This window comes from Rhizobium leguminosarum (assembly GCF_019798305.1).
GTDB classification, from domain to species: domain Bacteria; phylum Pseudomonadota; class Alphaproteobacteria; order Rhizobiales; family Rhizobiaceae; genus Rhizobium; species Rhizobium leguminosarum_U.
Genome location: NZ_JAAXDD010000013.1, coordinates 25493 through 52286, shown reverse-complemented (window position 1 = coordinate 52286; position 26794 = coordinate 25493). Strand labels below are relative to the sequence as shown.

The following is a 26794-nucleotide window of genomic DNA, read 5'->3' as shown; positions in this document are numbered from 1 at the left end:
ACGACGACCTTTACCGATGTCGACAGCGGCGAGACGCTGGCCTATTCGGCAACCGCTGCCGACGGCACGGCGCTGCCTTCCTGGCTGAGCTTCAACGCCTCGACGAGGACCTTCTCCGGCACGCCGACAACGTCAGGAACCTACGGCGTCAAGGTGACGGCAACCGATCTTGGCGGCCTTGCCGCCAACGAAAGCTTCAACATCGCCGTGTCGACGGCGCCGACGACCTATAGCCTGTTCTCTGCCTCCAGCACGCCGACCCTGACCAACCTCAACGATGGTCAGCAGCTCGAGCTCGGCGTCAAGTTTACGTCGAACGTTGCCGGGGATGTCACAGGCATCAGATTCTATCGCAGCGCCAATGACAACGGCCAGAACGTCGTCGACCTTTGGACCGCGACTGGCACCAAGCTCGGCACCGCCACCTTCACCACCACCACCGCGAGCGGCTGGCAGACGGTAAACTTCGCAGCCCCGGTCACGATCGCCGCCAATACCACCTATGTCGCCTCCTATCACACGACCGGCGGCTACGTGGCGACCAGCAATTTCTATACGACCGCCGTTACCAGCGGTCCGCTGACGGCTCCGGCCACTGGCAATGGCCTCTATGCCTATGGCGGTTCCGCCACCACAGGTCTTTTCCCGACCAACACCTACAATTCAACCAATTACTATGCCGACGTCGTCTTCCGGCCGCAGCTCGTCGCATGACGCAAAGTATAAGGTTAGGTAGGGATCGGTTTCGAATGAGACCAATACGACGCAAATGCTGGTCGCGGCGAAGGGCGCTTCGACCGCCCGCATTCAAGGAATGTCGATGAACAAGGTCGAGCGGCTCCCGGTGACCGTGCTGGCCGGCTTTCTCGGTGCTGGCAAGACGACGCTCCTCAGTTACGTCCTGAACAACCGTCAAGGCCTGCGGGTCGCCGTCATTGTCAACGATATGAGCGAAGTGAATATAGACGCCAGTCTCATTCGCGACGGTGGTTGCAACCTGTCGCATACGACGGAGACATTGATCGAGCTCAGCAATGGCTGCATCTGCTGCACTCTGCGCAACGACCTCCTGACGGAGGTGCGGCGGCTGGCCGAAGAGCGGCGATACGACTATCTGTTGATCGAAGGCACCGGCATTGCCGAGCCATGCCCTATCGCGGCAACCTTTTCCTTCCGCGACGAGAATGGTGTCTCGCTCGCCGATTTTGCCAGCCTCGACACGATGGTCACCGTGGTCGACGCTGCAAACCTGTTGGCCGACTACAGCAGTGCCGATCTGCTTGCCGACCGTGGCCTGCAGCGCGACGGTGAGGACCGGCGCACACTCATCGACCTGCTGGTGGATCAGATCGAGTTTGCCGATGTTGTCGTGATCAACAAGATCTCGGACGCGACCGAAGAGATCCGCGCGGAAGTCCGCAAGATAGTTGCTTCGCTCAACCCGGATGCGCGCCAGGTGGAGACGGATTTCGGCAAGATTTCTCTTTCAGCTGTCCTCAATACGGGCCTCTTCGATGAAGCAAAGGCCGCAGCGCATCCCCTGTGGCACAAGGAATTGTACTGCCCGGATGAGCATGTTCCAGAAACGGAGGAATACGGGGTCTCGAGCTTTGTCTATCGCACGAGGCGTCCCTTCGACCCCATGCGGTTTCGATCATTCCTGGACGAGCCCTGGCCGGGGGTCATCCGCGCCAAAGGCCATTTCTGGCTTGCCACGCGCCCGCGTCACGTGGGTCTGATGTCGGCTGCCGGGGTGCAACGGCGCTGTGAACCCATGGGGCTCTGGTGGGCGGCCGTACCCCGACAAGACTGGCCGAACCACCAGCAGTTTCGTCAGCATCTCGAGAGCCGGTGGGACAGCGCTTGGGGCGACCGTCGGCAGGAATTGGTCTTTATTGGCGTGGGTATGGACGAGGGGGGTGTGCGGACCGCTCTGGACGGATGTCTCGCCAGCGCCGATCCGCGCGACTGGGCCACCCTCGAAGATCCGTTTCCGGCGTGGTAGTGCGGGGTGGCGCAGGACAACCGCCGCGTTAACCGGCTCGACCAGCCGGACCGGCCCAGAATTCCTTTTCAACCAGCGTCAGCCACTGAGAGCGCCGCGCGTCTTTTCAGACGCGCTAAGGACGCTCTAACACTTTGAATGGGCGCATAATTCTCTCCGAAAATCGATCTCGATTTTCGGGGTTATGCGCAGGCAGCTTTGGGGCCTTGTCGGTCGGGTATGCGGTGAGGGTCATCATATCGGCGTATGGGAGTACCACCCACATACCCCAGATTGCTGTCGTACATTCCCTTAGCAAAGGTGCCAGAATACACGCCTTGCTATAGCGGTCGAAGGGCCGGCCGATGCGGGAGGGGACGCCGCTGATGCGGAGAATTCATGTCAGTAATCGTGAGTATTTGAGTACATTTGGTGGAGCGTTGAGTATCTGTCGTGCACCTTCAGCCTGGAGCGCAGTGCTGGGAACCGCGACGGTTGTATCTTCCACGAGTACCGGTGGTTCCCTAAGCTTTGCCAGTAAGGGCAGCTTCGCCAATCTCGACGGCGGCGCTGTCCCGTCCTCCCACACAGGCAATATCATGCTGCCCGCCGCGCTGATCTCAGCAGGCGGCGGGCAGACTGCCTCGATTCCACCAACGGCGATGCCCGCGCCTGCAGGCGACGGCAGCGCACAGGACACGTCCGCCGAGACGGCATCGGTTGCGACGGTGTTGCAGACGACGACCACGTCATCCGAGCGCACCGTGCTCGGCCCGGACCCGTACGAGGAGGCTGCGACGCTGCCTGCCGCGCCCGTGCTGACGGGTGTTACCAGCGATGCCGGCACGGGAGGCGCTACCACGCCGCCGGCCGATCCTGCCGCCGGTTCCGGCACGACGTCATTGCGCCTTCAGACCTCGATAGCCTCCATCTCGCTGGAGCCAAGCCAGGACGCTTCCGCCAATACGACCGCGGCCCCGACTGCGCTTGCAGCACCGGTGGCGGCGGCCGCAGCTGCTGCAACTGCTGCGACGCCCAACAAGATCGCGCTCGAGAACATGAAGCAGGGCAACCCCATCAGCGAATGGGGACTGGAGGGCGATGGCAAAGGCACGATCCAGGGCTTTGCCACCGAAATCAGCACCAATATCGGCCAGACGGTCGATTTCAAGATCGCCACGGATTCCACCCATTACCGCATCGATATCTACCGCATGGGCTATTATGGCGGGGCCGGCGCGCGCAAGGTCGACTCGATCGAACAATCGCTGACCACGGCACAAATCCAGCCGCACCCGATCGTCGACATGTCGCTCGGTCTCATCGATTGCGGCAACTGGTCGGTGTCCGCCAGCTGGCAGATCCCTGCCGATGCCGTCTCGGGCGTCTATTTCGCCAAGCTGGTGCGCGAGGACAGCACCGCGGACGCAAGCATCATCCCCTTCGTCGTGCGTGACGACGCCTCCACCAGCAATGTCGTCTTCCAGACCTCGGATACGACATGGCAGGCCTATAATGCCTGGGGCGGCGCCAGCCTCTATTATGGCCAAGTGCCGGTCGATCCCGCCGACATGATCGGCTACCTGCCGCCGAACTGCAGCTGCGGCTTGACCGCGATCGGCCGCGCCTCGGCCGTCAGCTATAACAGGCCGATCATCACCAATACGAGCCCGATCGGCGGTTCGCACGATTACATCTTCGGCGTCGAATCCTCCGCCATCTCGTGGCTGGAGCAGAACGGCTACGACGTTTCCTATATCTCCGGCGTCGATGCGACGCGCAACGGCGCGCTGCTGCTCAACCACGATGCCTATCTCTCCGTCGGGCATGACGAATACTGGTCTGCCGAACAGCGCGCCAATGTCGAGGCGGCGCGCGATGCCGGCGTCAACCTCGCCTTCTGGAGCGGTAACGAGTGCTACTGGAAGGTCCGCTGGCAAAGCAGCATCGACGGCAGCGGCCAGGCCTACCGCACCATGGTCTGCTACAAGGAAACCTGGGGCACGAGCACGGATCCGAGCAATGTCGGCACCGGCACCTGGCGCGATCCGCGTTATGCCGATTCGGGGCAGCAGCCGGAGAATGCGCTGACGGGCACGATGTTCCAGGTGGACAGCTACCGCCAGGATACGATCTCCATCCCCTACGACTATTCGAACCTGCGCTTCTGGCGCAATACCGACGTTTCGGAGCTGAATGAAGGCGAGACCTATAATCTGGTGCAGAACCTGCTCGGCTATGAGTGGGATTCCGACGTCGAGAACGGATTCCGTCCGGCTGGACTGATCGACCTGTCGCTCTCCTCGGTCTCGGTGAGCACGTATCTGCGCGACTACGGCACGACGGTCGGCGATGCGGTGGCGACCCACAGCCTGACCATGTACCGGGCGACAAGCGGCGCGCTGGTCTTCGGCGCCGGCACAGTCTTCTGGTCATGGGGGCTGAGCGACAACCACCAGGGCCCGGCCACGTCAACCGATCGCAACGTGCAGCAGGCGATGGTCAACATGTTCGCGGACATGGGCATTCAGCCGACGACGCTGGATGCGAGCCTGATCCTCGCGACCAAATCGACCGACATACTGAAGCCGACTTCGTCGATCTCGTCTCCCATCATTGGGGCAAGCTTCCTCGAAGGCCAGCACGTGACGATCACGGGCACGGCGCAGGATTTCGGCGGCGGCATCATTGCCGGCGTGGAAGTCTCGACCGATGGCGGCCAGCACTGGTTCAAGGCGTCAGGCCGCGAGAGCTGGAGCTATAACTGGGTCGTCCAGGCGAGCGGCACCTACACGGTCATGTCACGGGCCGTCGACGACAGCGTCAATCTGGAGGCGCCATCGGCCGGCAAGCAGGTCACGGTTACCCTGCCGGGCACACAGGGCCTGTGGACGCTGGCGGAAAAGCCCGCGACCGAAGTGGCGATCGATCGCGATTCCGTCGAGCTCGGCCTGCGCTTCCAGACAACGACCGCGGGTTCCGTGCAGGGCATCCGCTTCTACAAAGGCTTCTACAATATCGGCGACCATGTCGTCAGCCTCTGGAGCGCCAACGGAACGCTACTGGCGACCGGCGTATCGGTGAATGAATCGCTCTCCGGCTGGCAGACCGTGATATTCTCCTCGCCGATCCAGATTGTCGCCGGCACAACCTATGTGGCCTCCTATCACAGCAGCGGCTACTATTCCGCCACCCAGAATTACTTCGGCAGCCCCTATGCCAGCGGCGCGCTGAAGGCCGTCGATGGCGGCGGCGTCTATGCCTATGGCGACAATGCCGGCACATTCCCCGGCCAGAGCCCCGGCACCGGCACCAACTACTGGGTCGACGTAGTCTTTGATGCCGGGCCCAACGGCGCGCCGGTTGCGACCGACGACACGGGGCTAACCATCACCCGCAACGACAGCGTCGTCATCTCGATCGCCTCGCTCATCGGAAACGATACGGATCCCAATGGCGATGCGATGACGATTTCGGCCGTCGGCAATGCCGTCAACGGCACGGTGACGCTCAACAAGCAGAACGGCACCGTCACCTTCACACCGACCAACAATTATTCGGGGCCGGCGAGCTTCGCCTATACCTTGTCGGACGGGCGCGGCGGCACGGATCAGGGCAATGTCAGCCTCACCGTAAACCAGGGCCCTGCCGGGGAAACGCTGTTCACCTCAAGCGAAGGGCCGACGGGTGCAAGCTTCAACGAAGGCCAGTCGCTGGAACTCGGCATGCGGTTCTTCGCTTCGTCCAGCGGCATGGTGACCGGCATCCGCTTCTACAAGGCGTCCGGCGATACCGGCTCGCATACCGGCTCGCTGTGGACGGCCGACGGCACGCTGGTTGCAACCGTCACTTTCGCCGGCAGCGAATCGGTGAGCGGCTGGCAGACCGCGACATTCTCGAACCCGGTGCATATTCTGGCCGGCACGACCTATGTCGCCTCCTACCATACGACCGGCAGCTATGTGGCGACGGCAAACTATTTCACATCAGCCCATAGTAACGGCTCGCTGACGGCGCTTGCCGGCAGCAACGGCGTCTTTGCCGATGGCTCCGGTTTCCCGACCTCCAGCTACCAGTCGTCGAATTACTGGGTGGATGTCGTCTACAATCAGACTAGCAATGCGGTGCCGGTCGCCGCCAATGACAATGGCTACACGACCTATTCCAACACGGCGCTGTCGATTGCCGCAGCCAGCCTGCTTGCAAACGACACCGATGCCGATGGCGACCCGCTCAGCATCACCGGCGTCAATGGTGCGGTCAACGGAACGGTGACTTTCAACGGCCAGACCAAGTCCGTCAGTTTCACGCCAACGGCGGGTTATACGGGTGCGGCAAGCTTCTCCTATTCGATCTCGGACGGGCTTGGCGGAACGGCGTCGGCCACGGTCAGCCTCACTGTCGGCACGCCGCCCGGCGGAGGCACGACGTCGAGCCTGTTCACCGGCGCCGACACCTCGGGTGTTACCCCCGCCAATGATGCCAACTCGGTCGAACTCGGCGTCAAGTTCATCGCTTCCGCCAGCGGCCAGATCACCGGGCTCACCTATTACAGGAGCGCCCAGGATACCGGCACGCATGTCGGCTCGCTCTGGACCGCGAGCGGCCAGTTGCTCGGGCAAGCAACCTTCATCAACGAGACGGCGAGCGGCTGGCAGACGGTGAGCTTCACGCAACCGATCAGCATCACCTCAGGCACCACCTATGTGGCGAGCTATCATTCCAACGGCTTCTACTCGGCATCGGCCAATTATTTCACGACCGACCATACGAGCGGCGCGCTGACGGCACCGTCGAGTGCTGCGAGCGGCGGCAACGGCCTTTATGCCTATGGCTCGGGCAGCCTGTTCCCGACCGCTTCTTACAATGCGAGCAATTACTGGGTCGACGTGCTCTATCAGCAGGGCGGCGCGCAGAATGCGGTTCCGGTCGCCGCCAATGACAGCGGCTTGTCGACCAATACCGGCACGCCGATCACCATCCAGGCCTCAGTGCTCCTGGCAAACGACACCGATGCCGATGGCGACCCGCTTGTCATCACCGGCGTCAGCGGCGCGGTCAACGGCTCGGTCGCCTACGATGCCCAGGCCCAGACGGTGACCTTCACGCCGACGGCAGGCTATTCGGGACCGGCGAGCTTCAGCTACGCAATTGCAGACGGCAAGGGCGGCACGGCGTCGGCGCAGGTTGCGCTCACCATCAACGGCGGCCAGACGGCAGGGCCGGAGCAGAACCTCTTTGCCGCCAATGCGACGCCTTCAATCGTCTCCGTGAACGACAACCAGCCGGTCAATCTAGGCATGAAATTCCAGGCCGATACGGCAGGCTGGGTCACCGGCATCCGCTTCTACAAGGGGGCAGACAATACTGGCCCGCACAACGGCTATCTCTGGACCGCCTCGGGCACATTGCTCGGCAGCGTCAGCTTCAGCAACGAAACGGCAAGCGGCTGGCAGACCGCGATGCTCACGCAGCAGGTCGCGGTCGCCGCGGATACGACCTATGTCGTTTCCTACAGCACCAACGGCAATTATTCGGCGACCGGCAGTTACTTCAGCGCCGATGTGACGAACGGCGACTTGAGGGCGCTCGGCGGCACCAACGGCGTCTATGCCTATGGGTCGAGCGGGTTGTTCCCGAGTGCCAGCTACAACAGCACAAACTACTATGTGGACATAGCGTTCAGGCCGCAGCTCGCGGCGTAAAGAAAGCGAGCGGGGAGTACCGATGACGAGTGGAGACAACAGACTTCCGGTGACGGTCCTTGCCGGTTTTCTCGGCGCCGGCAAGACGACGATCCTCAACCATGTCCTGCGCAATCGCGAGGGGCGCCGGGTCGCCGTCATCGTCAACGACATGAGCGAGGTGAATATCGATGCCGATCTCGTGCGCGACGGGGGGGCGAACCTGTCGCGGACGGACGAGACACTGGTGGAGCTCACCAATGGCTGCATCTGCTGCACATTGCGCGACGATCTCCTGAGCGAAGTGCGCCGCCTCGCCGCCGCCGGCCGTTTCGACTATCTGCTGGTCGAGGGCACCGGGATCGCCGAGCCGCTGCCGGTCGCAGCGACCTTCTCCTTCCGCGACGAGAGCGGGGCAGCCCTCTGCGACGTCGCGCGGCTCGACACGATGGTTTCCGTCGTCGATGCGGTCAATCTTCTGGCCGATTACGCGAGCGCGGAGTTCCTGAGGGATCGCGGCGAGAGCCGGGATGGAGAAGACGAGCGCAAGCTGGTGGAACTGCTCGTCGAGCAAATCGAATTTGCCGATGTCGTGGTCATCAACAAGGCGCAGGATGTGCGGCCTGCCGCGCTTGCCGAGGTTCGCCGCATCGTTGCCGCACTCAACCCTGATGCCCGCGTCATCGAGACCGGCTTCGGCAGGCTGCAGCTCGACGCAATCCTGAATACAGGCCTCTTCAGCGAAGCGAGAGCTGCCCGCCATCCGCTGTGGCACAAGGAACTCTTCGGTTGGGGCGACCATGTGCCGGAGACGGAGGAATACGGTATTTCGAGCTTCGTCTATCGCAGCCGCCGGCCGTTCGATCCCTCCAGGTTGCGGGATTTTCTCGACCGGAAATGGCCGGGCCTCATCCGCGCAAAGGGCCATTTCTGGCTGGCGACAAGGCCCGACGAGATCGGCCTGCTGTCGATTACCGGCACGCAGTGCCGCATCGACACCAAGGGCTTCTGGTGGGCGTCCGTGCCGAAGGCGCAATGGCCGCGTTATCCGCAGTTCCGCCAGCTCATCGACCGGCATTGGGACAAGGTCTGGGGCGACCGCCGCCAGGAACTCGTTTTCATCGGCGCCGGCTTCGACGAAAACGCAATCCGCACCGCGCTCGGCGACTGCCTGACCGGTGAGGAGACGGGCTTCGATCCGCAGACCGCCGCCGGGCTTCGGGACCCGTTTCCGGCCTGGCAGCACGCACATTCAGATAGTTTTAGAGCATCCTAATGGACGTAAGACGCCCTAAGATGAAGACGTTTTGATTATCAACCGGAGGAGAGAACAATGAGCAACGAACTTTACGCAGATGGCATCGGCGAAATCACCATCACGGGAACGATCGTGCGGATCGACCTGATGTCGCTCTCGGCTACCGATCGTGACGCCAACAACAATCCGAAGCCGGCTTTCCGCCAGCGCATCATCATGCCGGTCGATGCCTTCGCCAACGCGGTCGATCTCATGCAGAAGGCGCTTGGCGGTTTGGTGGAGGCGGGTGCGATCCGTCGCATGGGCGATATGCCAGCTGCGGCGGCTGCCGATAACCAGTCGGCGCAGGCGGGCGCTTCGAACGCCTCGCCGAACTTCAACTGACAAAACAAATATGCCTCGGTCTCGTACTGTCTCGGGTGGGCCATGAGTGGTTTTCTGCATACCAACCTGCACTGTCTTGCACTGGTCGCGCGTCATCACGGCGTCGACCTTGCTCCTGAACGATTGCAGCACGATTATGCCGTCGGCAACGATCCTGTTGCCTTGCGGCAGCTGCTGCGCATGGCCAAGGATGCCGGCCTCAGGGCAAGGCATCTGACGCTCGACTGGCGATCCCTGTTCCAACTCGGCGAGGCATTCCCGGTGCTCGCCGAGCTGACGAACGGCAACTGGGTGGTCATCGCCGGCGCTGTCGGGAGCGGGGAGGATGAAAGAATCCGCGTTCTCGACCCGCTGGCATCACGCGCCGAAGTGATGATGCTCAGCGAAGAGCAGTTCGCCAAGGCCTGGCTCGGATCGGTGATCCTGCTGAAGCGCAACTATCGCATGTCCGATGAGGACCGGCCCTTCGGCTTCCGCTGGTTCGTCCCCGAGATCATCAAGCAGCGCAGCTTCTTCCGCGATGTCGCGCTCGCCGCCTTCGTGCTCTACGGGCTGGGGCTGACGACGCCGATCTTCTTTCAGCTCGTCATCGACAAGGTGCTGGTGCATCAGAGCTATGCGACGCTGACGGTTCTGACAGTGGGCATTGCGATTGCCCTGGTCTTCGACGCGACCTTCACCTTCCTGCGCCGCTATCTGCTCCTCTATGCGACGAACAGGATCGACATCCGCGTCGCGACCCGCACTTTCGGCCATCTGCTCAACCTGCCGATCGCGCTCTTCGAGCAGGCCTCGGCCGGCGTTCTCGTCAAGCATATGCAGCAGACCGGGCGCATCCGCGAATTCCTGACCGGCCGGCTGTTTCTCACACTGTTGGACGGCGTTTCGCTGCTGGTCTTCGTGCCGATCCTGCTTCTCTACAGCGTCAAGCTGACGCTTGTCGTGCTCGGTTTTGCCGCCCTCGTCGGGCTCGTGGTGATGATGCTCGTCGGGCCGTTCCAGCGCCGGTTGCAGGCGCTCTACCAGGCCGAAGGCGACCGGCAGGCATTGCTGGTGGAAACCGTGCACGGCATGCGAACCGTCAAATCGCTGGCGCTGGAGCCGCGCCAGCGCAAGGTGTGGGACGATTATTCGGCCCAGTCGATCTCCGTGCGTTTCCGGGTCGACAAGATCTCGACCATCGCCCAGGCGATGACCGGACTGCTGGAGAAGCTGATGAGCGTCGCGATCATCGGTCTCGGCGCGCTCGATGTCTTCAGCGGCGCGATGACGATCGGCGCGCTGGTCGCCTTCAACATGCTCGCCGGCCGGGTTTCGGGACCACTGGTGCAGATCGTCACCATGGTGCACGAATATCAGGAAGTCGCGCTCTCCGTGCGCATGCTCGGCGAGATCATGAACCAGCGGCCGGAGCAGGCGGGCCGCGGGCGAGGTGTTCGGCCGCATCTGCAGGGCCGTATCGAATTCGACAGAGTCAGCTTCCGCTACGGCCCGGATAGCGCACCGGCGCTCGACAATGTCTCCTTCGCCATTCCGGCGGGCTGCCTCTTCGGCGTGGTTGGCAAGAGCGGCTCGGGCAAGACGACGATCACCAGGCTCATCCAGGGGCTCTATCAGAGCCAGGAAGGCCTCGTGCGCATGGATGGCTATGACAGCCGCGAGATCGACCTCGTGCATCTGAGAACGAGCATCGGCGTCGTGCTGCAGGACAGTTTCCTGTTTCGCGGCTCGGTGCGCGAAAATATTGCCGCCGCCAAGCCCGATGCCAGCATCGAGGAGATCATGGAAGTCGCCCGCATCGCCGGCGCCGAGGAGTTCATCGAGCGCCTGCCGCGCGGCTTTGACACGATGCTGGAGGAAAACGCCTCCAACCTGTCAGGCGGCCAGAAGCAGCGGCTTGCCATTGCCCGCGCGCTCATCACCGATCCGAAGCTGTTGATCTTCGACGAGGCAACGAGCGCGCTCGACCCCGACAGTGAGGCGATCATCCGAGACAATCTGAGCCGCATCGCCGCCGGCCGCACCGTCATCATCGTCTCGCACCGGCTTTCGACGCTCGTCGATGCCGATGCCATTCTCGTCATCGAGCGTGGCAAGGTCGCCGATATCGGCCGGCACGATCAGCTTGTATCGCGCTGCATGACCTATCGCCACCTGTGGGCCCAGCAGATGAGGCAGGTCGCATGAATGCGCACACCAGAAAACCCAGCGAGAACCTGCCGGTCCCTTCGGGCAAAGGCCCTTCAGACAAGGCGCCCTCACACAAGGGAAGGGAACTGACCGCCCGCCTGCCGCTGCCGCCGGCAATTGCAGAATTCCAATCCGATGCCGTCGAGCTCGAGGAACGCGCTCCGCCCAGAGTTGCGCGCATGACGCTCTATTGCGTGACGGCGCTGATTGCTGCGGCGATCATCTGGGCCTCGGTCTCGTCAATCGACGAGGTGGTGATCGCGCCCGGCAAGCTCGTCACCACCCAGCCGACCATCGTCGTCCAGCCGCTCGAAACCTCGATCATCCGCACGATCGAGGTGAAGGCCGGCGAAGTGGTGCATGCCGGCCAAACGCTCGCGACCCTCGACGCTACTTTCAGCCAGGCCGATGTCGACCAGCAGCAGGCGAAGTTCTCCGCGCTCGACGCCCAGGTGCGGCGCATCGAGGCCGAGCTTGCCGGCGACGACTACACGAAGATGGCGGGAGATACGCCCGACCAGATACTGCAGGCGCAGCTCTTCGGCCAGCGACGGGCCTTCTACGTGGCGCAGTTGCAGAATTTCGAGCAGCAGATGGCCGGACAGTCGGCGGCCCTTCTGGCGAGTAAGAACCAGGAGGCCGTGCTCGACGACAGGCGTGATGGGCTCTCGCAGATCGAGGCAGCGCGCGAGCGGCTCTATAACAAGCAGAGCGGCTCGCTGATCACGCTGCTCGGCTCGCGCGACGCCCGACTTGACGTCGAGTCCGATCTGACGGCCGTTCGCGGCCGGGCCGACGAGGCCGCGCACGCCTATGCCAAGCTGACGGCCGACCGGCAGGCCTTCATCGAGGATTTCCGCCGGGCGGCGATGGAGCAACTGGTCGAGCTGCGCGGCCAGCGTGACATGGCGGACGAGGAACTGAAGAAGATGGCACTGCGCCGCAACATGGTCGCGCTGACGGCGCCGGCCGATTCCGTCGTGCTCGACCTGGCGCAGCGCTCGGTCGGCTCAGTGGTGCGGGAGGCGGAGCCGGTGGTCACACTCGTGCCCATCAACGTGCCGCTGGAAGCGGAAGTCTCGATCAACACGCGCGATATCGGCCGCGTCGCCGTCGGCAAGGAAGCCCGTATCAAGCTCGATGCCTATCCGTTCCAGAAATACGGAACCGCGACAGGCGAGGTGAGGACCATCAGCCAGGACACCTTCCTCACGGGCCAGCAGGAGGCCCCCACCAACCAGCCGGCCGCTCCCTTCTTCAAGGCGCGGATCCTGCTTGCCGATACCCGGCTGAATGCCACAGATGTGCCGGTGCGGCTGCTTCCCGGCATGACTGTGACCACGGAAATCAAGGTCGGCAACCGTACGGTGATCTCCTATTTCCTGTATCCGCTGCTGCGCGGTCTCGACAACGCAATACGCGAACCGTAGGACGTGACGGATCAGTTCGCCCCGAACGAGATCCCGAGTGAGGTTCAAGGCAGAGATTTCGCGTCCCATAGCTGCGGTCGCCCGCATGTTCGTGAAGGCGGATTTGCCCGGCTTTTGGCGGCTCGCACTATCAACGAATCGCCGAACGCGCCAAGCATTCGCTCAGCGTTAATTTCGATCGATTGGGAATGAGTGTCGCAATGGTTCACGACGTCTGCATTATAGGCGGCGGCATAGTTGGTCTTGCCACCGCCATGGCCGTTCTGGAAAAGCGCCCCGGTGCAAGTGTCGTTCTCCTTGAAAAGGAGCCTGGCTTGGCCGTCCACCAGACAGGGCACAACAGCGGCGTCATCCACGCGGGAATCTACTATGCGCCAGGCAGCTTGAAAGCGCGCCTTTGTCGGGAGGGGGCCGATGCCATCAAGGTGTTCTGCAGGGAGAAGGCCGTACCCTATGAACAATGTGGAAAACTGGTGGTTGCCACCAACGAGCTCGAACACCGCCGCCTGAAGGACTTGGCCGAACGGGCAAGGATCAACAACATCGATATCGAATGGCTCGATCGGAATACGCTGAAACAACGGGAGCCTATGGTCGAAGGCGTCGCGGCAATTTTCGTTCGGGCGACGGGTATCGTCGACTACAAGGCTGTGTGCGTCGCCATGGGCGCTCATCTGACCGCTCAGGGCGTGGAAATCGAATTGAATACGCAGGTTTCCGCGATCCGCGAAACCTCTGATCTCGTGGAGATTTCAGCGGGTGAGCGCCAATGGCGGGCCAGACAGCTGATCGCCTGCGCCGGCCTGCAGTCCGACCGCATCGCCAAACTTGCGGGCCTCAAGATCGATCATCAGATCATACCGTTCAGGGGCGAATATTTCCGTCTGCCACCGTCGCGGAATGGACTGGTCAAGCACCTGATCTATCCGGTGCCTGATCCGTCGCTTCCGTTCCTTGGCATTCACGTCACCAAGATGATCGACGGCAGCCTTACCGTCGGACCCAATGCGGTTCTGGGAATGGCGCGCGAGGGATATCCGAAATTCAGCATAAACGTCCGGGATCTCAGCGAGTGTCTCTCGTTTCCGGGCCTATGGCGGCTTCTCTGGAAGAACGCAGGGGGCGCCGTGCACGAATTCAGGGACTCGCTGTGGCGGAAAAACTATCTGGAAGCGTGCCGCAAATACTGCCCATCGCTGACACTCGAAGACCTTCAGCCGATGGAGGCGGGCATCCGGGCCCAGGCCGTGATGCGGGACGGGCGCCTGGAGCATGATTTCCTGTTCCTAAGGACGGGTCGCATGCTGCACGTCTGCAATGCGCCGTCGCCGGCAGCCACATCGTCGATCCCGATCGGCCGGGATATTGCCGACAGGTGCTTTTCCGCCGGCTAGACGAAGCCGTGAGGGAAGCCGGAATGAACGATGTCGGTCAGGGCGCACTGAGCGGTGGAGTATCCCTGCCTGTTGCGCCGTTCGGTAGGCCTACGCCAGAGACAAGAACTATTGGTGCTTCCTTCCCTCGACGGCGTTCCTTACAATCTTGCCTGTCCTCCCCGAGCCCTGGAAATGAGGTTTACATGAGCACGCTTACCCGCTTCTCCGTTCAGCCGCTCTCGACCATGACTCGCCGTCTTGCGGATGTCGCCTCCGCTCGTCGCGAACCCGACCTGGTTATCCAGGGCGCACGCATCTTGTCCACCTATTCGGAGCGCCTTCTCGACGGACGCGAAGTCTGGATTTCGGGGGGCCGCATTGCGGCCGTGAAGCCGGCCGGCAGCTACAGAGGCGGGAACGCCAAGCTCTACGACGCAAGGGGCGGCATCATCGCCCCGGGCTTGGTCGATCCGCATATCCATATCGAATCCTCGATGGTGACGGCCTGCGCCTATGCCGAAGCGGCGCTCCTCAACGGCACGACGACGATCTTCTGCGACAGCCACGAGATCGGCAATGTCATGGACGTCGCCGGCGTCGAGGCCATGCTCGAGGATGCACGGCAGGCGCCGCTGTCGATCTTCCTGACCGTGCCGAGCACCGTGCCGGCGACGACGCCTGATCTCGAAACAGCCGGCGGCGACCTGACGCCGGACAAGATCGCCGCCCTGTTCGACAAATGGCCGGAAGCCGTGGCTCTCGGTGAGAAGATGGATTTCGTCCCCGTTGCGATGGGCGACGAGCGCAGCCATGCGATCCTGGCTGCAGCACTCGAGCGCGGCAGGCCGGTGTCGGGCCATGTCTACGGACGAGAGTTTGTTGCCGCCTATGCCGCATCCGGCGTTACCGACACGCATGAAGCCATCGACCGCGACATTGCCGACGACCTGTTGGAAGCCGGCGTGTGGATCTTCCTGCGCGGCGGCCCGCCGACGACACCCTGGCATTCGCTGCCGCAGGCGATCAAGACGATCACCGAGCTCGGCGCTTCCCCCAAGCGCGTTGCCGTTTGCACCGACGACCGTGATGCGGAAGATCTGCTCGCCTTCGGCCTGGACTGGGTGACTCGCGAAGCGGTGAAATACGGTATGAGGCCGGAACAGGCCTGGGCGATGGGTTCGCTGCACGGCGCGACGCGGTTCGGCATGGAAGGCGAAATCGGCGGTCTGGGCGGCGGACGCCGCGCCGACCTGGTGCTTCTCAGCGACGACCTTGCGCCGGTCAGCACCTGGTATGGTGGCGAACTCGTCGTCGACGGCAGGAAGATCACACCAATCCTCGACGAAGCCCTGTCGAAACCGTACCGCTATCCCGATGCTGCCTACCACACGGTCAAGCTGCCAAAGAACCTCAAACTGACACCGGACCTGCCGACGGAGACCGTCGTCGCTCATACGATCAAGACGGAGCTGCCTGGCATCACCCTCGGCCATGTCACCGTCACGCTGGAGCCGGCCAATGACTGGCAGGCGCATTTCGACAAGCACGACCTCTGCTTCGTGACGGTGGTGGAGCGTCACGGTAAGTCTGCCGGCAATGTCGCCCACGGGCTGCTCAACGGCTTCGGCCTCAGACAAGGCGCGGTCGCATCGTCGGTCGGCCACGACAGCCACAACATCATCGTCGCCGGCACCAATGCAGCGGACATGCAGGTGGCGCTCGACGCGATCGAAGAAAAGCAGGGCGGCGTCTGTGTCGTCATGGACGGCAAGGTGACGGCGATGGTGCCACTGCCGATCGCCGGGCTTTTGTCCGACAAGCGCGTGCACCAGGTCGCCGACGAGGTAAAGGCCTTGAAGCTCGAATGGGAAAAGGCAGGCTGCACCATCGCCTATATGGGCTTCAACCTCATCCCGCTGTCGGTCATCCCGGAAATCCGGATAACCGACAAGGGCCTGGTGCTGGTGCCGGAAATGGTCATCTCGCCACTCTTCGAAAAGGCCTGATCGGCAAAAAACAGCCGGCGCCTGCGGCGAGGATGCCAACATATAATAGCGTTTGCGCCAAAGGCAGCATCGGCAGACGCTACTCGGCCTGCACCCTTTGATCCTTCGGCAGCAAAATCGTCATCGCCGCCGCGACGGCGGCCGTAACTGCAACGGCAAGATAGATGCCGCTGAAACTCTCCGTCGATGTCTTGATCACGCCGCCAAAGAAGTTCCCTGTAGTGCCGCCGATGCCTTGGAACACGGTGCAGATGCCTAAGACGGTCACCGCAAGGCGTGGCGTGGCGCGATGTGAAACGTAGGCCGGCAGCAAGCCATAGATCGGATAAAAGCCCAGCGAAAAGAAGATACCTGACAGGATCGAGAGTTGCATCGAGGGATCGAGGACGACGAGGGCGCCGGCGGCGAGGAAGCTTGAGTAACAGGCGAGCATGGCATAGCGCGATCCGAGGCGTGAGGATATTGTGCCAATGGCAAAGCCTGCGCTGATCCCCACCACCCCGATCGTTGCCCAGAGCCACGAGGCAAAGCCGACGGAATAGCCGAGTTCCTCGCGCAGGAACGGCGACAGGTAGGTGAGATAGGGATAGGGCATCAGGCCGTTGATGAAGCCGAGTGCGAAGATCAGCACTATCCATGGCATGATGGAGCGCAGGCTTGCTGAAGCGCCGGCAGTTGACGCGAGCGTTTCGTGACTTGCCCCGCTGTCGAAGAGGCCGGCCCGCCCGAAGAGGATGTGGGTGACAATGGCCAGTGTGATCGTGGCCGCCCCTGTGAGATACCAGACCATCTGCCAGTGACCGCTTCCGGCGTATGCCGCCACGAGTGCGCTGTTGATGAGGACGCCAAAGGCCGGGGCGCTAGAGATCAGGCTCATGGCAAAGCCGCGTTGTTCTGCTCTCACCACCCGCGAGGCGAGGTTAATCATCGGCACGAAGGTCGATGCGCCCGTCGCGCCGGCGACCATCAGCAGGCCGGCAACAACATAGAGATTGTCGATAATGGGGATGCCCGACAGGCAAAGCCCACAAAGCGACACGGACGCCACCACCGTCCGTGCCGCACCGATGCGATGGACGAGCCAGGTACCGAGCACGGCGAATGCCACCGTGGAAAACTGGACCAAGCCGGTGACAGTGCCGACGAACGCATAGTCGAAGGCAAGATCTTTCCGCATGTCGGGGATGATCTGGGGAAACAGGCTGAGGCCGAAGCCGTAACACGTGGCGACGCAGGCGATCATGACGGCGACGAGAACGTTACCCGGGAGACGCACGCTAGTCATGATGATCGGCCTCTGTTGGCAATCGCGGTCACGGCTGTTCGACACGATGATCATCTAGCATGGGCAGCCGAAGGACTGTCGGGTCTGCGACGCCGGCCGCCGATATTGCCGGCACTCGAGCTCACCGGAGGCTTCGGCCATATAATGCGTTTCGAGCCATGATGGCAAACACCTGAGGAAGGGAAAAGTGAATTGCATCGCCACGGACGGCGTGCTGTTTTCGGCCCCGGCCGGGCTCGAGGTCCTTCCCGCGGATCTGACGATAGACTGCCGCTTCGGCCGTCCGGGACCGATAGCCCGCTTGTCCGTTCGCTTATCGTTGCGGGGCTTGCAACGCGTGACGAACTCGAGATCGGTATCGTCGTAGATGAATGCGGGCGGACCAAGGCGAGCGCGTTACTTGGGCTGTTTGCGATGGGACCACTCGGCCTGGGCAGCCTTCCTGATATCGATCTGGTGCCTCAGATCGTTGTGCAAAGCCATGCGGCAGCGTCGTTGCTTAACAGCTGGATTGGTGATGTGGCTAAAAGGCACACGTCGTCAAAGCCTGTGACGACGTGTGAGAGTTATTGTCCCAACCTGTGAATGGATGGCAACAGCTGACCCCCTGCTGCATCGCCGCGCTGGGCAATGCAGCAGGGGGTCGCGAATGGAGTGCCGTCAGGCTGTTCGCGATGCCTGGATGACTGTCGGTGGCGCAAGCGGCGGCAAGCACCGCGCGATATGAAGCTGCATGTCGCCCCCTGTCCGGCCGCGCTCACGCGGCCTTTGCTTTCGGCTTGGCGGCCTTGACGTGGGTTATGCTGCGGCGGCCGTCGACGCTGACAGGGACGTCGCCGTCAACGGTGGCGCGGCGCACGACCCGGTGCTGGTCGCCGTAGTCGTTGACAGCATAGTGCTGTGTCGCACGATTATCCCAGATCGCCACATCCCCGGCTCTCCAGCGCCAGCGCACGGTATTTTCCGGGGCGGTAACGTAGGACTGGAACACCTCGTAGAGTTTCGTGGAGTCGCTTTTCGACAAGCCGACCAGGCGCTGAACGAAGTTGCCGAGCAGCAGCGATCGTTCGCCGGTTTCGGGATGGACACGCACGACTGGATGCTCGGTCTCGTAGATGGTCGAGGTGAAAACGTCCTCGAAATGCTTCTTCTCTTCAGCGGTGGCACGAGGGCGCACGGCTGCGTAGTCATAGGCATTGCTGTGAATCGCCCATAAATTGTCCGCCAGCAATTTAAGCGATGCCGGCAGACTTTCGTATGCGGCATGGGTGTTGGACCAGATCGTATCACCTCCAGCTGCCGGAATGACGACGCCACGAAGGACCGAGAATTTAGGATAGGCATCCACGAAGGTGACATCGGTGTGCCATTGGTCCGCCCTGCCGCCGCCGCGGCTGGAATCGAGATTGAGGATGGAGGCCGTGCCGGTCACCGGACCCTGGGTTGGATGAGGCACAAGGTCGCCCAGGCGGCGTGCGAATAATTCCTGTTGGGCATCGTCAAGATGTTCCTGGTCGCGGAAGAAGACGACTTTGTGCTTCAGGAGAAGCTGGTTGATGGCCGCCACCGTTGCGTCCGAAAGGTCTCCGCCGAGGCGGACGCCCCTGATTTCGGCGCCGACGCGGCCAGTCAGCGGCACGACATCGGACTCGGGAATGATCTGATTGACGAGAACTGGATTGCTCATGGAAATCTCCTGGTTGATCTTGGAAGAAGACGGCAAGTCACATGCGCCCAGCGATGCATCCGCCGGGCGTTCGAAAGTCTCATTGTTAAAATCGACAGAGCTATGGAACGATATAATCTATAAAATCCATAGATAGAATTTTCTAATTTTAGCCGTTTGCCCGAAACAGCCGCCTTCGATAGTCTCTTCTTCCCAACGAATTCCTCACTTGGGGGCCTTCAGCGATGTATTGTTTCACCGAAGGCGCTGGTGCGCTTCCGCAAATCAGGGTCCGCGGACCAGCAGTGCCTTGGCCAACCGATTTTGTTCAGCAAGACGCTCAGCGTGGCAGGGATCCTCCTTGTTTTTTCGGAGAATTTGGGCCCCGATATCGTCACGCCGTGGCGTTGGGATATGCCGCTGAGCGCTTCCGTCCGGATATGTCGGATACTTAGGGGCTCGGAACTCAACACGTGTCATTAAGTACTGTTCGCAGCATTCACTCTGTGACGCGAGACACGAACCCGTCGATCCGACGGCTTTCACCTCCGCGCCTTAAAAAAGAGAGCATTTCGCGCAAAAAAGAAACGGCTTATGCGTTTATCGCATAGCTGAGGTGAGAGATTGTCGCTGTTTTAAACCGATTGAACCGCCTATATTCCAATCATCGAAACGACGCCGGAGCCGAGCAAGGTTGCTGACGTCAGACAGCCCTCAGGAAAGGGGATTATCATGAACGTAGCACGCTCTTTCAACAACTGGCGCAAGTTCCGTCAGACCGTCACCGAACTCGGCCTTATGTCCAGCCGTGAACTCCAGGACCTCGGCATCGACCGCGCTGATATTCGCAGCGTTGCCCGCGCATCGATCGCGCGCTAACCGCACAGCACTTGATGTCTATCACCGCTTGACGCCCGCTCCTGACGCGGGCGTTTTTGCGTTGGACTCCGTGGCTGAGCTCGTTGGGATCCTCGTTCGTATTATAAGCCTCCGCCTTGTAGTCCTTGCATAGCTGCAGTGCAGCATAAGACGTTGGCATCATCCGCGGTCGGTGTATGATCAAGGCAATCGAAGCAATGCACCTCCTCCCGCAACGCTTCGAATCTCAGACGGCCCACTCCTCCTCCCAGGGGACGTCTGTCGGAACAGCGGCACTCCTCCTCCAAGTCGCTGTTCGGCTTTCAGAAAGCCTGCCGCACCTCCTCCCGCGGCAGGCTTTTTCGTATCCTGAACCTTCCCTGCTGCAGATCGAGATCGAGTGCGGCTGTTCCCACGTCGAATATCGGGAGAGAAAGCCGCTTCACTTCACATCCCGCAGACCGAGAAGGTAGCTGTGATAGCGGCCGAATTGCCCGCGAAGGAGTGGACATGGTTTCATGCCGGCGGACCTGCCCGGCAAGCTCCCTGGCGATCCGCCGCGCGATGTCGCGCCGGTGATTTCTCGAGGCTGAAACGCTCGGCCAAGATGACTTCATCGCCGCCGCATGCGCCACGGGTTGCCCGGTCAGATCGATCAGCCGCAGCTCACCAAATGACTCGAGCCTGAGCTTCATGCGGATACTGCCTGCCGATATCCCTGGCTATTCTCCGAGCGGAAGAGTGATATCCGCTCCGGCGGCTCCCAATGTTACGCCGCGACTTTCCGCCTGTGCCATCGCCTTCACCAATGCGATGACCGTTTCGCGGATATTGCGGTCGGCAATCTTGAAAAAGGCGCGATTGAGCACCAATCCCTCTTTCGTTCGCAGGAATTCAGCGACCGGGTCCATATTTGCGGATAGATCCAGCCCTTGCAGCATCAACGGCTCGGACTTCTCCTGCTCGAAGAAGAAGCTTGGCGACGTCTGAAGCACCTCGGCAATCCGCTGCAGCCGGCTGGCGCCGATGCGGTTGATGCCCTTCTCGTACTTCTGAACCTGCTGAAAGGTCACGCCGATCTGCTCGCCAAGCCGTTCCTGGCTCATCCCGAGCAACTGCCGGCGCATTCTGATGCGCGCTCCGACATAGCTGTCTATTGCATTCGCTGTCTTGACATTCATCGCGTGTTTTCAGCCTCGATCGCATTTTCAATCGGCGCAGCTGTAGTATCCCCCGCATGGCTTTTCCATGGTTGTTTTCATATAGCACAGCGGATATGCGACGATCACGGCCGACTGTGATATGAAAGCCCCCGTCCAAAGACGTGAAATCACGCAGAAATCACTCGGCGGCAGCGCAAATCGAGCAAAAGCCGTACCAATACGGATGAAACTGGGCTGTAATTGCGTTTCGGCTTACGCTAAATGCCATTCAGCGACCGTCGCACGAGAGTCTTCCCAGCCCCGATCGCCCGAAAATCCATCGAAAAAAAGCGACATCGCACGGCACCGGCCGTGCCTGTGCAGGAGAAATATTGATGGCAACCGTTGCCGAGAGCGCGCCCCGTTTCGAAAAAACAACCATGTCTATCCTCGTGGCGGTCAGCTTCTGCCACATGCTGAACGACATCATGCAATCGCTGCTCGCCTCTCTCTATCCGCTGTTCAAGGCGAACTACGATCTCGATTTTGTGCAGATCGGTCTCCTCACCATGACTTTCCAGGTCACGGCTTCGCTGCTGCAGCCGCTGGTCGGCATCGTCACCGACCGCTGGCCGATGCCCTATTCGCTGCCTGTGGGCATGGCGAGTACCTTGTGCGGCCTCATTCTGCTCGGCAATGCCGGCAGCTTCGAACTGCTGCTGGTTGCCGCAAGCCTCATCGGCTTCGGCTCGGCGGTCTTCCACCCGGAATCCTCACGCGTCGCCCGTCTTGCCTCCGGCGGTCGCCACGGTTTCGCGCAATCCTTCTTCCAGGTCGGCGGCAATGCCGGCCAGGCGATCGGTCCGCTGCTTGCCGCCTTCATCGTGCTGCCGCTCGGCCAGCACAGCGTCTCCTGGTTCGCCGCCATCGCCATGGTCGGCATGATCGTGCTGAGCTGGGTCGGCAACTGGTACATCAGTCACAGGCGCCAGAATGCCAGCAAGCCGGCAATCAGCCGGACCCTGCCGCTGCCGCAGAACCGGGTCATCTGGGCGCTGCTGATTCTCGTGCTGCTGACGGCAACGAAGAATGTCTACATGGCCAGCGTATCGAGCTACTTCACCTTCTATGTCATCGACAGGTTCGAGCTCAGCGTGCAGCAGGCACAGCTGATGCTCTTCCTGTTCCTCGGCTCGGTTGCCGTCGGCACCTTCCTCGGTGGGCCGATCGGTGACCGCTTCGGCGCGCGTTTCGTCATCTGGTTCTCGATCCTCGGCGTCATTCCCTTCGCGCTCCTGCTTCCCTATGCCAACCTCTTCTGGACGGGTGTGCTCAGCGTCGTCATCGGCCTGATCTTCGCTTCGGCCTTCTCTGCAATCGTCGTCTTCGCGCAGGAACTGGTGCCCGGGCGCGTCGGGCTGATTGCCGGGGTCTTCTTCGGCTTCGCATTCGGGGCAGGGGGGCTTGGTGCAGCCCTGCTCGGCAGTTTCGCCGACACCCATGGAATCGATTTCGTCTACCGGATCTGCTCCTACCTGCCGCTGCTCGGTCTCCTCACGGTCTTCCTGCCGCGTATTCCCAAGCAGAAACCAGTCTGAGGCGACATCGCTTACGGACAATCGATCGAGCCGGAATGTCACCGACACTCCGGCCCGATTTCGCACGTCGCCTTCGCCCATAGGCCCGAACGTATTTTTCTCCTGCTATGGGGAAGAGGGATCACCATTCCTTTAATCCACTATTTTTATAGATAATATTCGTCCAATAGTGACGTCGGTCTCGGCACGATATTGGAAGGAAATGGCATGTCTGCTCACAAACTGGTCGGCCTTGCGGGTAGCTTCAACCGCCCCTCGAAGACCTTTGCGCTTGTCGAAAACGTTGCCGGTCTCGCCGGTGAGAAATACGGCTTCGACAACACCATCTACGATCTGACCGATGTCGGCCCCTCGCTTGGCCAGGCGCTGCGCCGTGACGATCTCGACAGTCGCGCCAGGGAAGTCATCGACGACATCGTCAATGCCGATGTGCTGGTCATCGGAGCGCCGACCTACAAGGGCAGCTATCCCGGCCTCTTCAAGCATCTGATCGACCTGATCGACCCACATGAGCTGCGCGCCAAGCCGATCATCATCACCGCGACCGGCGGCGGCGACCGGCACGCGCTGATGGTCGAGCACCAGCTTCGCCCGCTCTTCGGTTTTTTCATGTCACACACGCTGCCGACGGCCGTCTACGCGTCCGACCGCGACTTCACCGATTACCGTGTCTCATCCGACCCGCTTTCCAAGCGGATCGGGGAGGTCATCAGCGAGCTCGCGGCCTTCTTTCCCAGCCGGAATCAAGCGCTTATCGCCGCCGAGTGAAGCGTGCGGGATACACTTGAAACGGCGCCGCGGAGGCGCCGTTTTTGCTTTCGTGCCATCCTCGCTGCCAAGTATAATCCACTAATTTGATGGAAATTTATCCTGCCGATATCGATGGCAGGGCAAGAGTTTTTCCGGCCCTTCCTCTACATCAGACATTCGTGCTTCGCTCCCGATACGCGCATTTGCCATGATCAGCCTGCTCGGGGCGCTTGGCCTCATTCAGTCAGACGGGATATACAATGACCAAGAACAAAAATCTTCACGGCTTCCACCTTTCGCGCCGGGCGGCTCTTGCCGCCGTCGCTATTTCGGCGGCCGCAGTCTTTTCCTTTGCAGCACCCGCCCCTTCCCATGCCGAGGACAAGTCGATCAAGGTCGGCATCATGGCCGGCGAGGAGGAGGACATCTGGCGCGTGGTCGCGAGCGAGGCGGCCAAGAAGGGTCTCAAGATCGAGACAGTCATCTTCAACGACTACACTCAGCCGAATGAAGCGCTGGAGCGCGGCGAAATCAATGCCAACGCCTTCCAGCACCAGCCCTATCTCGACAACCAGATCCAGCAGCACGGCTATCACATCGTTCGTGTCGGTTATACCGGGGTCTGGCCGATCGGCCTTTACACCAAGAAATACAAGTCCGTCGCCGAGATCCCGGAAGGTGCCGTCATCGGCGTGCCGAACGATCCTTCGAACGAAGGCCGTGCGCTGCGCGTTCTCCAGAACGAAGGCCTGATCAAACTGAAGGACGACACTGGTATTCTGGCGACTGTCGCCGACGTCACCGATAATCCGAAGAAGATCGAGATCAAGGAACTCGACGCCGGCATCGTCGGCCGGTCAATCGACGATCTGGATGCCGGTATCGTCAACACCGACTGGGCGTTGAAAAGTGGTCTTTCGCCGGCCGAACGCATCGCCCAGGAGCCGATCGCCGACAATCCGTACCGCAACTTCATCGCCGTCAAGGACGACAACAAGGATGCCGACTGGGTCAAGACGCTTGTGTCTTCTTATCAGAACGAGACCGTCAAAGCCGAGTTCGACAAGGTCTACAAGGGGACGGGTCTCAGCGCCTATTGATCCGGGGCAGGGCTGGGGTTAGAGCCTTTCCGGGTTAGATTGAAGCATTCTGTTGGCTCAAACGGAGTCGGATGTTCGACCGGCCGGCGCGCGTCGTAGCCCGGCTCTACGGCCAAGCCGGTCGGTCGATCAGCCGGCCCGTTTCAGCCAACCCGAAGGGCCGGGCATCTTTCCGCCAGGATCAAAGGCGATCGGCTCGGACGTACCAAGGGGTATGCCCTTCGCCAATCGCCTCTGCCCTGACGAAAACCTGCTCCGGCAGAATGCTTCAATCTAACCCGGAAAGGCTCTAAGGCCTGCCGAGAGGCGGTCCGGGCGTTCTCTGCCTGGACCGCCTTCAGTATTTGTAAGGAAAACCACATGAATTCCCTTGTTTCCACCACTGCGATCGAGGCACAGTCTCAAGCGGCGGCTTCCGAAGAGGTGGTGAGGCTGACCGACGTGAAGCGACGGTTCGGAACCACTGCAGCCCTCGACGGTATTTCGCTGACGGTGAAAAGAGGCGAGATCGTTGGCATCATCGGCCGCAGCGGCGCCGGAAAATCGACGCTGATCCGATGCCTGAACGGCCTGGAGCGTGCCGATAGCGGCGAGATCCTCATCGAAGGCCGAGATATCACCGGACTTTCAGAACAGGAATTACAGCCGCTGCGGCGCCGCATCGGCATGATCTTCCAACATTTCAATCTGCTTTCTGCCAAAACCGTCGAAGAAAACGTCGCGCTGCCTCTGAAGATCGAGGGTCTTGAAAAGAGCGAGCGCCTGAAACGGGCGCATGAGCTGCTCGAACTCGTCGGCCTTGCCGACAAGGCGAAGGCTTATCCCGTATCGCTATCCGGCGGCCAGAAACAACGCGTCGGCATTGCCCGGGCGTTGGCGGCACGCCCGGCGCTGCTGTTGTCCGACGAGGCGACATCGGCGCTCGATCCGGAAACGACCCGGTCGATCCTGGCATTGCTGAAGGACATCAACCGTAAGCTCGGACTGACCATTCTGCTCATCACCCACGAGATGGAAGTGGTACGCGGCATTGCCGATCGCGTCGCGGTCATCGATGCAGGGCGGATCGTCGAGGAAGGGCAGGTCTGGTCGGTCTTCGCCAATCCGCAGGCTGAAATCACCGGGAGCCTGCTTGGCGGCATCCGCCCGCAGCTTCCTGAGCATATCGCCGGCCGACTGTCGGCGACGGCGGGCAGCGAAGCGATCCTCAGCGTCGATCTCGCCGGGCCTCAGGCGCAGGGCGCGCTGTTTGCCGAACTCTCGGCAGCATTGCCGCATTCCTTCCGCCTCGTCCATGGTGGCATCGACCACATCCAGAACCAGCCGGTGGCGCGGTTCTTCATTGCCGTTCCCGCGCGCGACCCCGCGCTTGCCGGAAAGGTCGAACAATTCCTGACGGCCCGGTCCGCCCGGGTGGAGGTGCTTGGTTATGACACCGATCATGCTTGAACTGCTCATTCGCTCCCTTTGGGAGACGATCCTGATGACTGTCGCCTCGGGACTGATCTCGCTCGTCGCCGGCCTGCCGCTCGGCCTTGCTCTGGTCGCGACGGCGCGCGGCGGCATCGCCGAAAACCTCTGGATCAATCGCGTGCTCGGCGGGGTCATCAACGGCTTCCGCTCGGTACCCTTCATCATCCTGCTGGTGGCGCTGATCCCACTGACGCGGCTGATCGTTGGCACGGCGCTCGGCACCTGGGCGGCCATCGTGCCGCTCGCCATCGCCGCAACCCCTTATTACGCCCGCATCGCCGAAGTGTCGCTGCGCGAGGTCGACCGCGGGCTGATCGATGCCGTGCGCGCCATGGGCGGCAATCGCTGGACGATCATCCGTGAGGTGCTTGTGCCTGAAGCGCTGCCGGGCATCGTCTCCGGTTTCACCGTCACGCTGGTGACGCTGATCGGGGCCTCGGCCATGGCCGGCGCGATCGGCGCCGGCGGCCTCGGCGATCTCGCCATCCGCTATGGCTATCAGCGTTTCGAAACCAGTGTGATGATCGCGGTGGTGGCCGTGCTCATCGTGCTCGTCTGCGGCATCCAGTGGCTCGGCGACCGGCTGGTTACCAGGCTGGACCACCGATAA

19 protein-coding genes are annotated in these 26794 nt (G+C 61.6%); 15 read left to right on the top strand and 4 right to left on the bottom strand.

Features of this window, described 5'->3' with window-relative positions:
- The 9 genes from HFO99_RS22655 to HFO99_RS22615 all read left to right on the top strand — a co-directional run.
- The coding region (locus HFO99_RS22655) for a DUF4082 domain-containing protein (RefSeq protein ID WP_222363749.1) at positions 1-714 on the top strand (714 nt) is incomplete at its 5' end.
- A gap of 106 nt (positions 715-820) precedes the next feature.
- Positions 821-2005, top strand: a complete 1185-nt coding sequence (locus HFO99_RS22650; protein WP_222363748.1) for a GTP-binding protein — start codon at positions 821-823, stop codon at positions 2003-2005.
- Between the two features lie 344 nt (positions 2006-2349).
- Positions 2350-7689 (top strand): DUF4082 domain-containing protein, encoded by a 5340-nt coding sequence (locus HFO99_RS22645; protein WP_222363746.1) that lies wholly within the window; start codon positions 2350-2352, stop codon positions 7687-7689.
- Positions 7690-7711: 22 nt separating this feature from the next.
- Positions 7712-8944, top strand: coding sequence for a GTP-binding protein (locus HFO99_RS22640; RefSeq protein WP_222363744.1), 1233 nt, complete (start codon positions 7712-7714; stop codon positions 8942-8944).
- Between the two features lie 57 nt (positions 8945-9001).
- Positions 9002-9310 carry a hypothetical protein gene (locus HFO99_RS22635; RefSeq protein WP_222335617.1) on the top strand — a complete coding sequence of 103 codons (309 nt, stop codon included), beginning with the start codon at positions 9002-9004 and terminating at the stop codon, positions 9308-9310.
- Positions 9311-9352: 42 nt separating this feature from the next.
- Positions 9353-11497: a peptidase domain-containing ABC transporter gene (locus HFO99_RS22630; protein ID WP_064246387.1), complete on the top strand. Its 2145-nt coding sequence runs from the start codon at positions 9353-9355 to the stop codon at positions 11495-11497.
- The gene (locus HFO99_RS22625) at positions 11494-12930 is read left to right on the top strand and encodes an HlyD family type I secretion periplasmic adaptor subunit (protein ID WP_222335619.1); all 1437 of its coding nucleotides are present in this window, start codon (positions 11494-11496) and stop codon (positions 12928-12930) included. The genes HFO99_RS22630 and HFO99_RS22625 overlap by 4 nt, the downstream gene beginning before the upstream one ends.
- 188 nt (positions 12931-13118) lie before the next feature.
- Positions 13119-14324, top strand: a complete 1206-nt coding sequence (lhgO, locus tag HFO99_RS22620) for an L-2-hydroxyglutarate oxidase (protein ID WP_222335621.1) — start codon at positions 13119-13121, stop codon at positions 14322-14324.
- Positions 14325-14509: 185 nt separating this feature from the next.
- A complete protein-coding gene (locus HFO99_RS22615; protein WP_222363742.1) occupies positions 14510-16312 on the top strand; it encodes an adenine deaminase in 1803 nt (600 codons plus the stop codon).
- Between the two features lie 79 nt (positions 16313-16391).
- Here HFO99_RS22615 and HFO99_RS22610 read toward each other — a convergent pair whose 3' ends face one another.
- Together HFO99_RS22610 and HFO99_RS22605 are read right to left on the bottom strand one after the other, a co-directional pair.
- A complete protein-coding gene (locus tag HFO99_RS22610) occupies positions 16392-17597 on the bottom strand; it encodes an MFS transporter (RefSeq protein ID WP_261323283.1) in 1206 nt (401 codons plus the stop codon).
- 757 nt (positions 17598-18354) lie between these two features.
- On the bottom strand, positions 18355-19284 hold the full coding sequence (locus tag HFO99_RS22605) for a TauD/TfdA dioxygenase family protein (protein WP_222363738.1): 930 nt from the start codon (positions 19282-19284) through the stop codon (positions 18355-18357).
- 711 nt (positions 19285-19995) lie between these two features.
- On the opposite strand from HFO99_RS22605, the gene HFO99_RS22600 reads away from it, so the two are divergent.
- A complete protein-coding gene (locus HFO99_RS22600) occupies positions 19996-20142 on the top strand; it encodes a DUF1127 domain-containing protein (protein WP_222363735.1) in 147 nt (48 codons plus the stop codon).
- Positions 20143-20444: 302 nt separating this feature from the next.
- Here HFO99_RS22600 and HFO99_RS33555 read toward each other — a convergent pair whose 3' ends face one another.
- Positions 20445-20816, bottom strand: coding sequence for a hypothetical protein (locus HFO99_RS33555; protein WP_261323282.1), 372 nt, complete (start codon positions 20814-20816; stop codon positions 20445-20447).
- 27 nt (positions 20817-20843) lie between these two features.
- The gene (locus HFO99_RS22590; RefSeq protein ID WP_222363733.1) at positions 20844-21302 is read right to left on the bottom strand and encodes a helix-turn-helix domain-containing protein; all 459 of its coding nucleotides are present in this window, start codon (positions 21300-21302) and stop codon (positions 20844-20846) included.
- A 356-nt stretch (positions 21303-21658) separates the two neighbouring features.
- On the opposite strand from HFO99_RS22590, the gene HFO99_RS22585 reads away from it, so the two are divergent.
- The 5 genes from HFO99_RS22585 (at position 21659) to HFO99_RS22565 (ending at position 26794) form a co-directional block, all read left to right on the top strand.
- Positions 21659-22861 (top strand): MFS transporter, encoded by a 1203-nt coding sequence (locus tag HFO99_RS22585; protein WP_222363731.1) that lies wholly within the window; start codon positions 21659-21661, stop codon positions 22859-22861.
- A 207-nt stretch (positions 22862-23068) separates the two neighbouring features.
- On the top strand, positions 23069-23629 hold the full coding sequence (gene msuE, locus HFO99_RS22580; RefSeq protein WP_222363729.1) for an FMN reductase: 561 nt from the start codon (positions 23069-23071) through the stop codon (positions 23627-23629).
- 242 nt (positions 23630-23871) lie between these two features.
- A complete protein-coding gene (locus HFO99_RS22575; protein WP_222363727.1) occupies positions 23872-24711 on the top strand; it encodes a MetQ/NlpA family lipoprotein in 840 nt (279 codons plus the stop codon).
- Positions 24712-25071: 360 nt separating this feature from the next.
- The gene (locus HFO99_RS22570; RefSeq protein ID WP_222363725.1) at positions 25072-26160 is read left to right on the top strand and encodes a methionine ABC transporter ATP-binding protein; all 1089 of its coding nucleotides are present in this window, start codon (positions 25072-25074) and stop codon (positions 26158-26160) included.
- Entirely contained in the window at positions 26141-26794 is a 654-nt protein-coding gene (locus HFO99_RS22565) for a methionine ABC transporter permease (protein WP_222281181.1), read from the top strand. Before HFO99_RS22570 ends, HFO99_RS22565 begins: the two co-directional genes overlap by 20 nt.

Coding starts and splice junctions, on each gene's coding strand:
- HFO99_RS22625 (WP_222335619.1), top strand. CDS start 11,494: ATGAATGCGCACACCAGAAAACCCAGCGAGAACCTGCCGGTCCCTTCG.
- HFO99_RS22635 (WP_222335617.1), top strand. CDS start 9,002: ATGAGCAACGAACTTTACGCAGATGGCATCGGCGAAATCACCATCACG.
- HFO99_RS22615 (WP_222363742.1), top strand. CDS start 14,510: ATGAGCACGCTTACCCGCTTCTCCGTTCAGCCGCTCTCGACCATGACT.
- HFO99_RS22575 (WP_222363727.1), top strand. CDS start 23,872: ATGACCAAGAACAAAAATCTTCACGGCTTCCACCTTTCGCGCCGGGCG.
- HFO99_RS22640 (WP_222363744.1), top strand. CDS start 7,712: ATGACGAGTGGAGACAACAGACTTCCGGTGACGGTCCTTGCCGGTTTT.
- HFO99_RS22645 (WP_222363746.1), top strand. CDS start 2,350: ATGCGGGAGGGGACGCCGCTGATGCGGAGAATTCATGTCAGTAATCGT.
- HFO99_RS22590 (WP_222363733.1), bottom strand. CDS start 21,302: ATGAATGTCAAGACAGCGAATGCAATAGACAGCTATGTCGGAGCGCGC.
- HFO99_RS22600 (WP_222363735.1), top strand. CDS start 19,996: ATGAACGTAGCACGCTCTTTCAACAACTGGCGCAAGTTCCGTCAGACC.
- msuE (WP_222363729.1), top strand. CDS start 23,069: ATGTCTGCTCACAAACTGGTCGGCCTTGCGGGTAGCTTCAACCGCCCC.
- HFO99_RS22585 (WP_222363731.1), top strand. CDS start 21,659: ATGGCAACCGTTGCCGAGAGCGCGCCCCGTTTCGAAAAAACAACCATG.
- HFO99_RS22565 (WP_222281181.1), top strand. CDS start 26,141: ATGACACCGATCATGCTTGAACTGCTCATTCGCTCCCTTTGGGAGACG.
- HFO99_RS22610 (WP_261323283.1), bottom strand. CDS start 17,597: ATGACTAGCGTGCGTCTCCCGGGTAACGTTCTCGTCGCCGTCATGATC.
- HFO99_RS22570 (WP_222363725.1), top strand. CDS start 25,072: ATGAATTCCCTTGTTTCCACCACTGCGATCGAGGCACAGTCTCAAGCG.
- lhgO (WP_222335621.1), top strand. CDS start 13,119: ATGAGTGTCGCAATGGTTCACGACGTCTGCATTATAGGCGGCGGCATA.
- HFO99_RS22630 (WP_064246387.1), top strand. CDS start 9,353: ATGAGTGGTTTTCTGCATACCAACCTGCACTGTCTTGCACTGGTCGCG.
- HFO99_RS33555 (WP_261323282.1), bottom strand. CDS start 20,816: ATGAAGCTCAGGCTCGAGTCATTTGGTGAGCTGCGGCTGATCGATCTG.
- HFO99_RS22650 (WP_222363748.1), top strand. CDS start 821: ATGAACAAGGTCGAGCGGCTCCCGGTGACCGTGCTGGCCGGCTTTCTC.
- HFO99_RS22605 (WP_222363738.1), bottom strand. CDS start 19,284: ATGAGCAATCCAGTTCTCGTCAATCAGATCATTCCCGAGTCCGATGTC.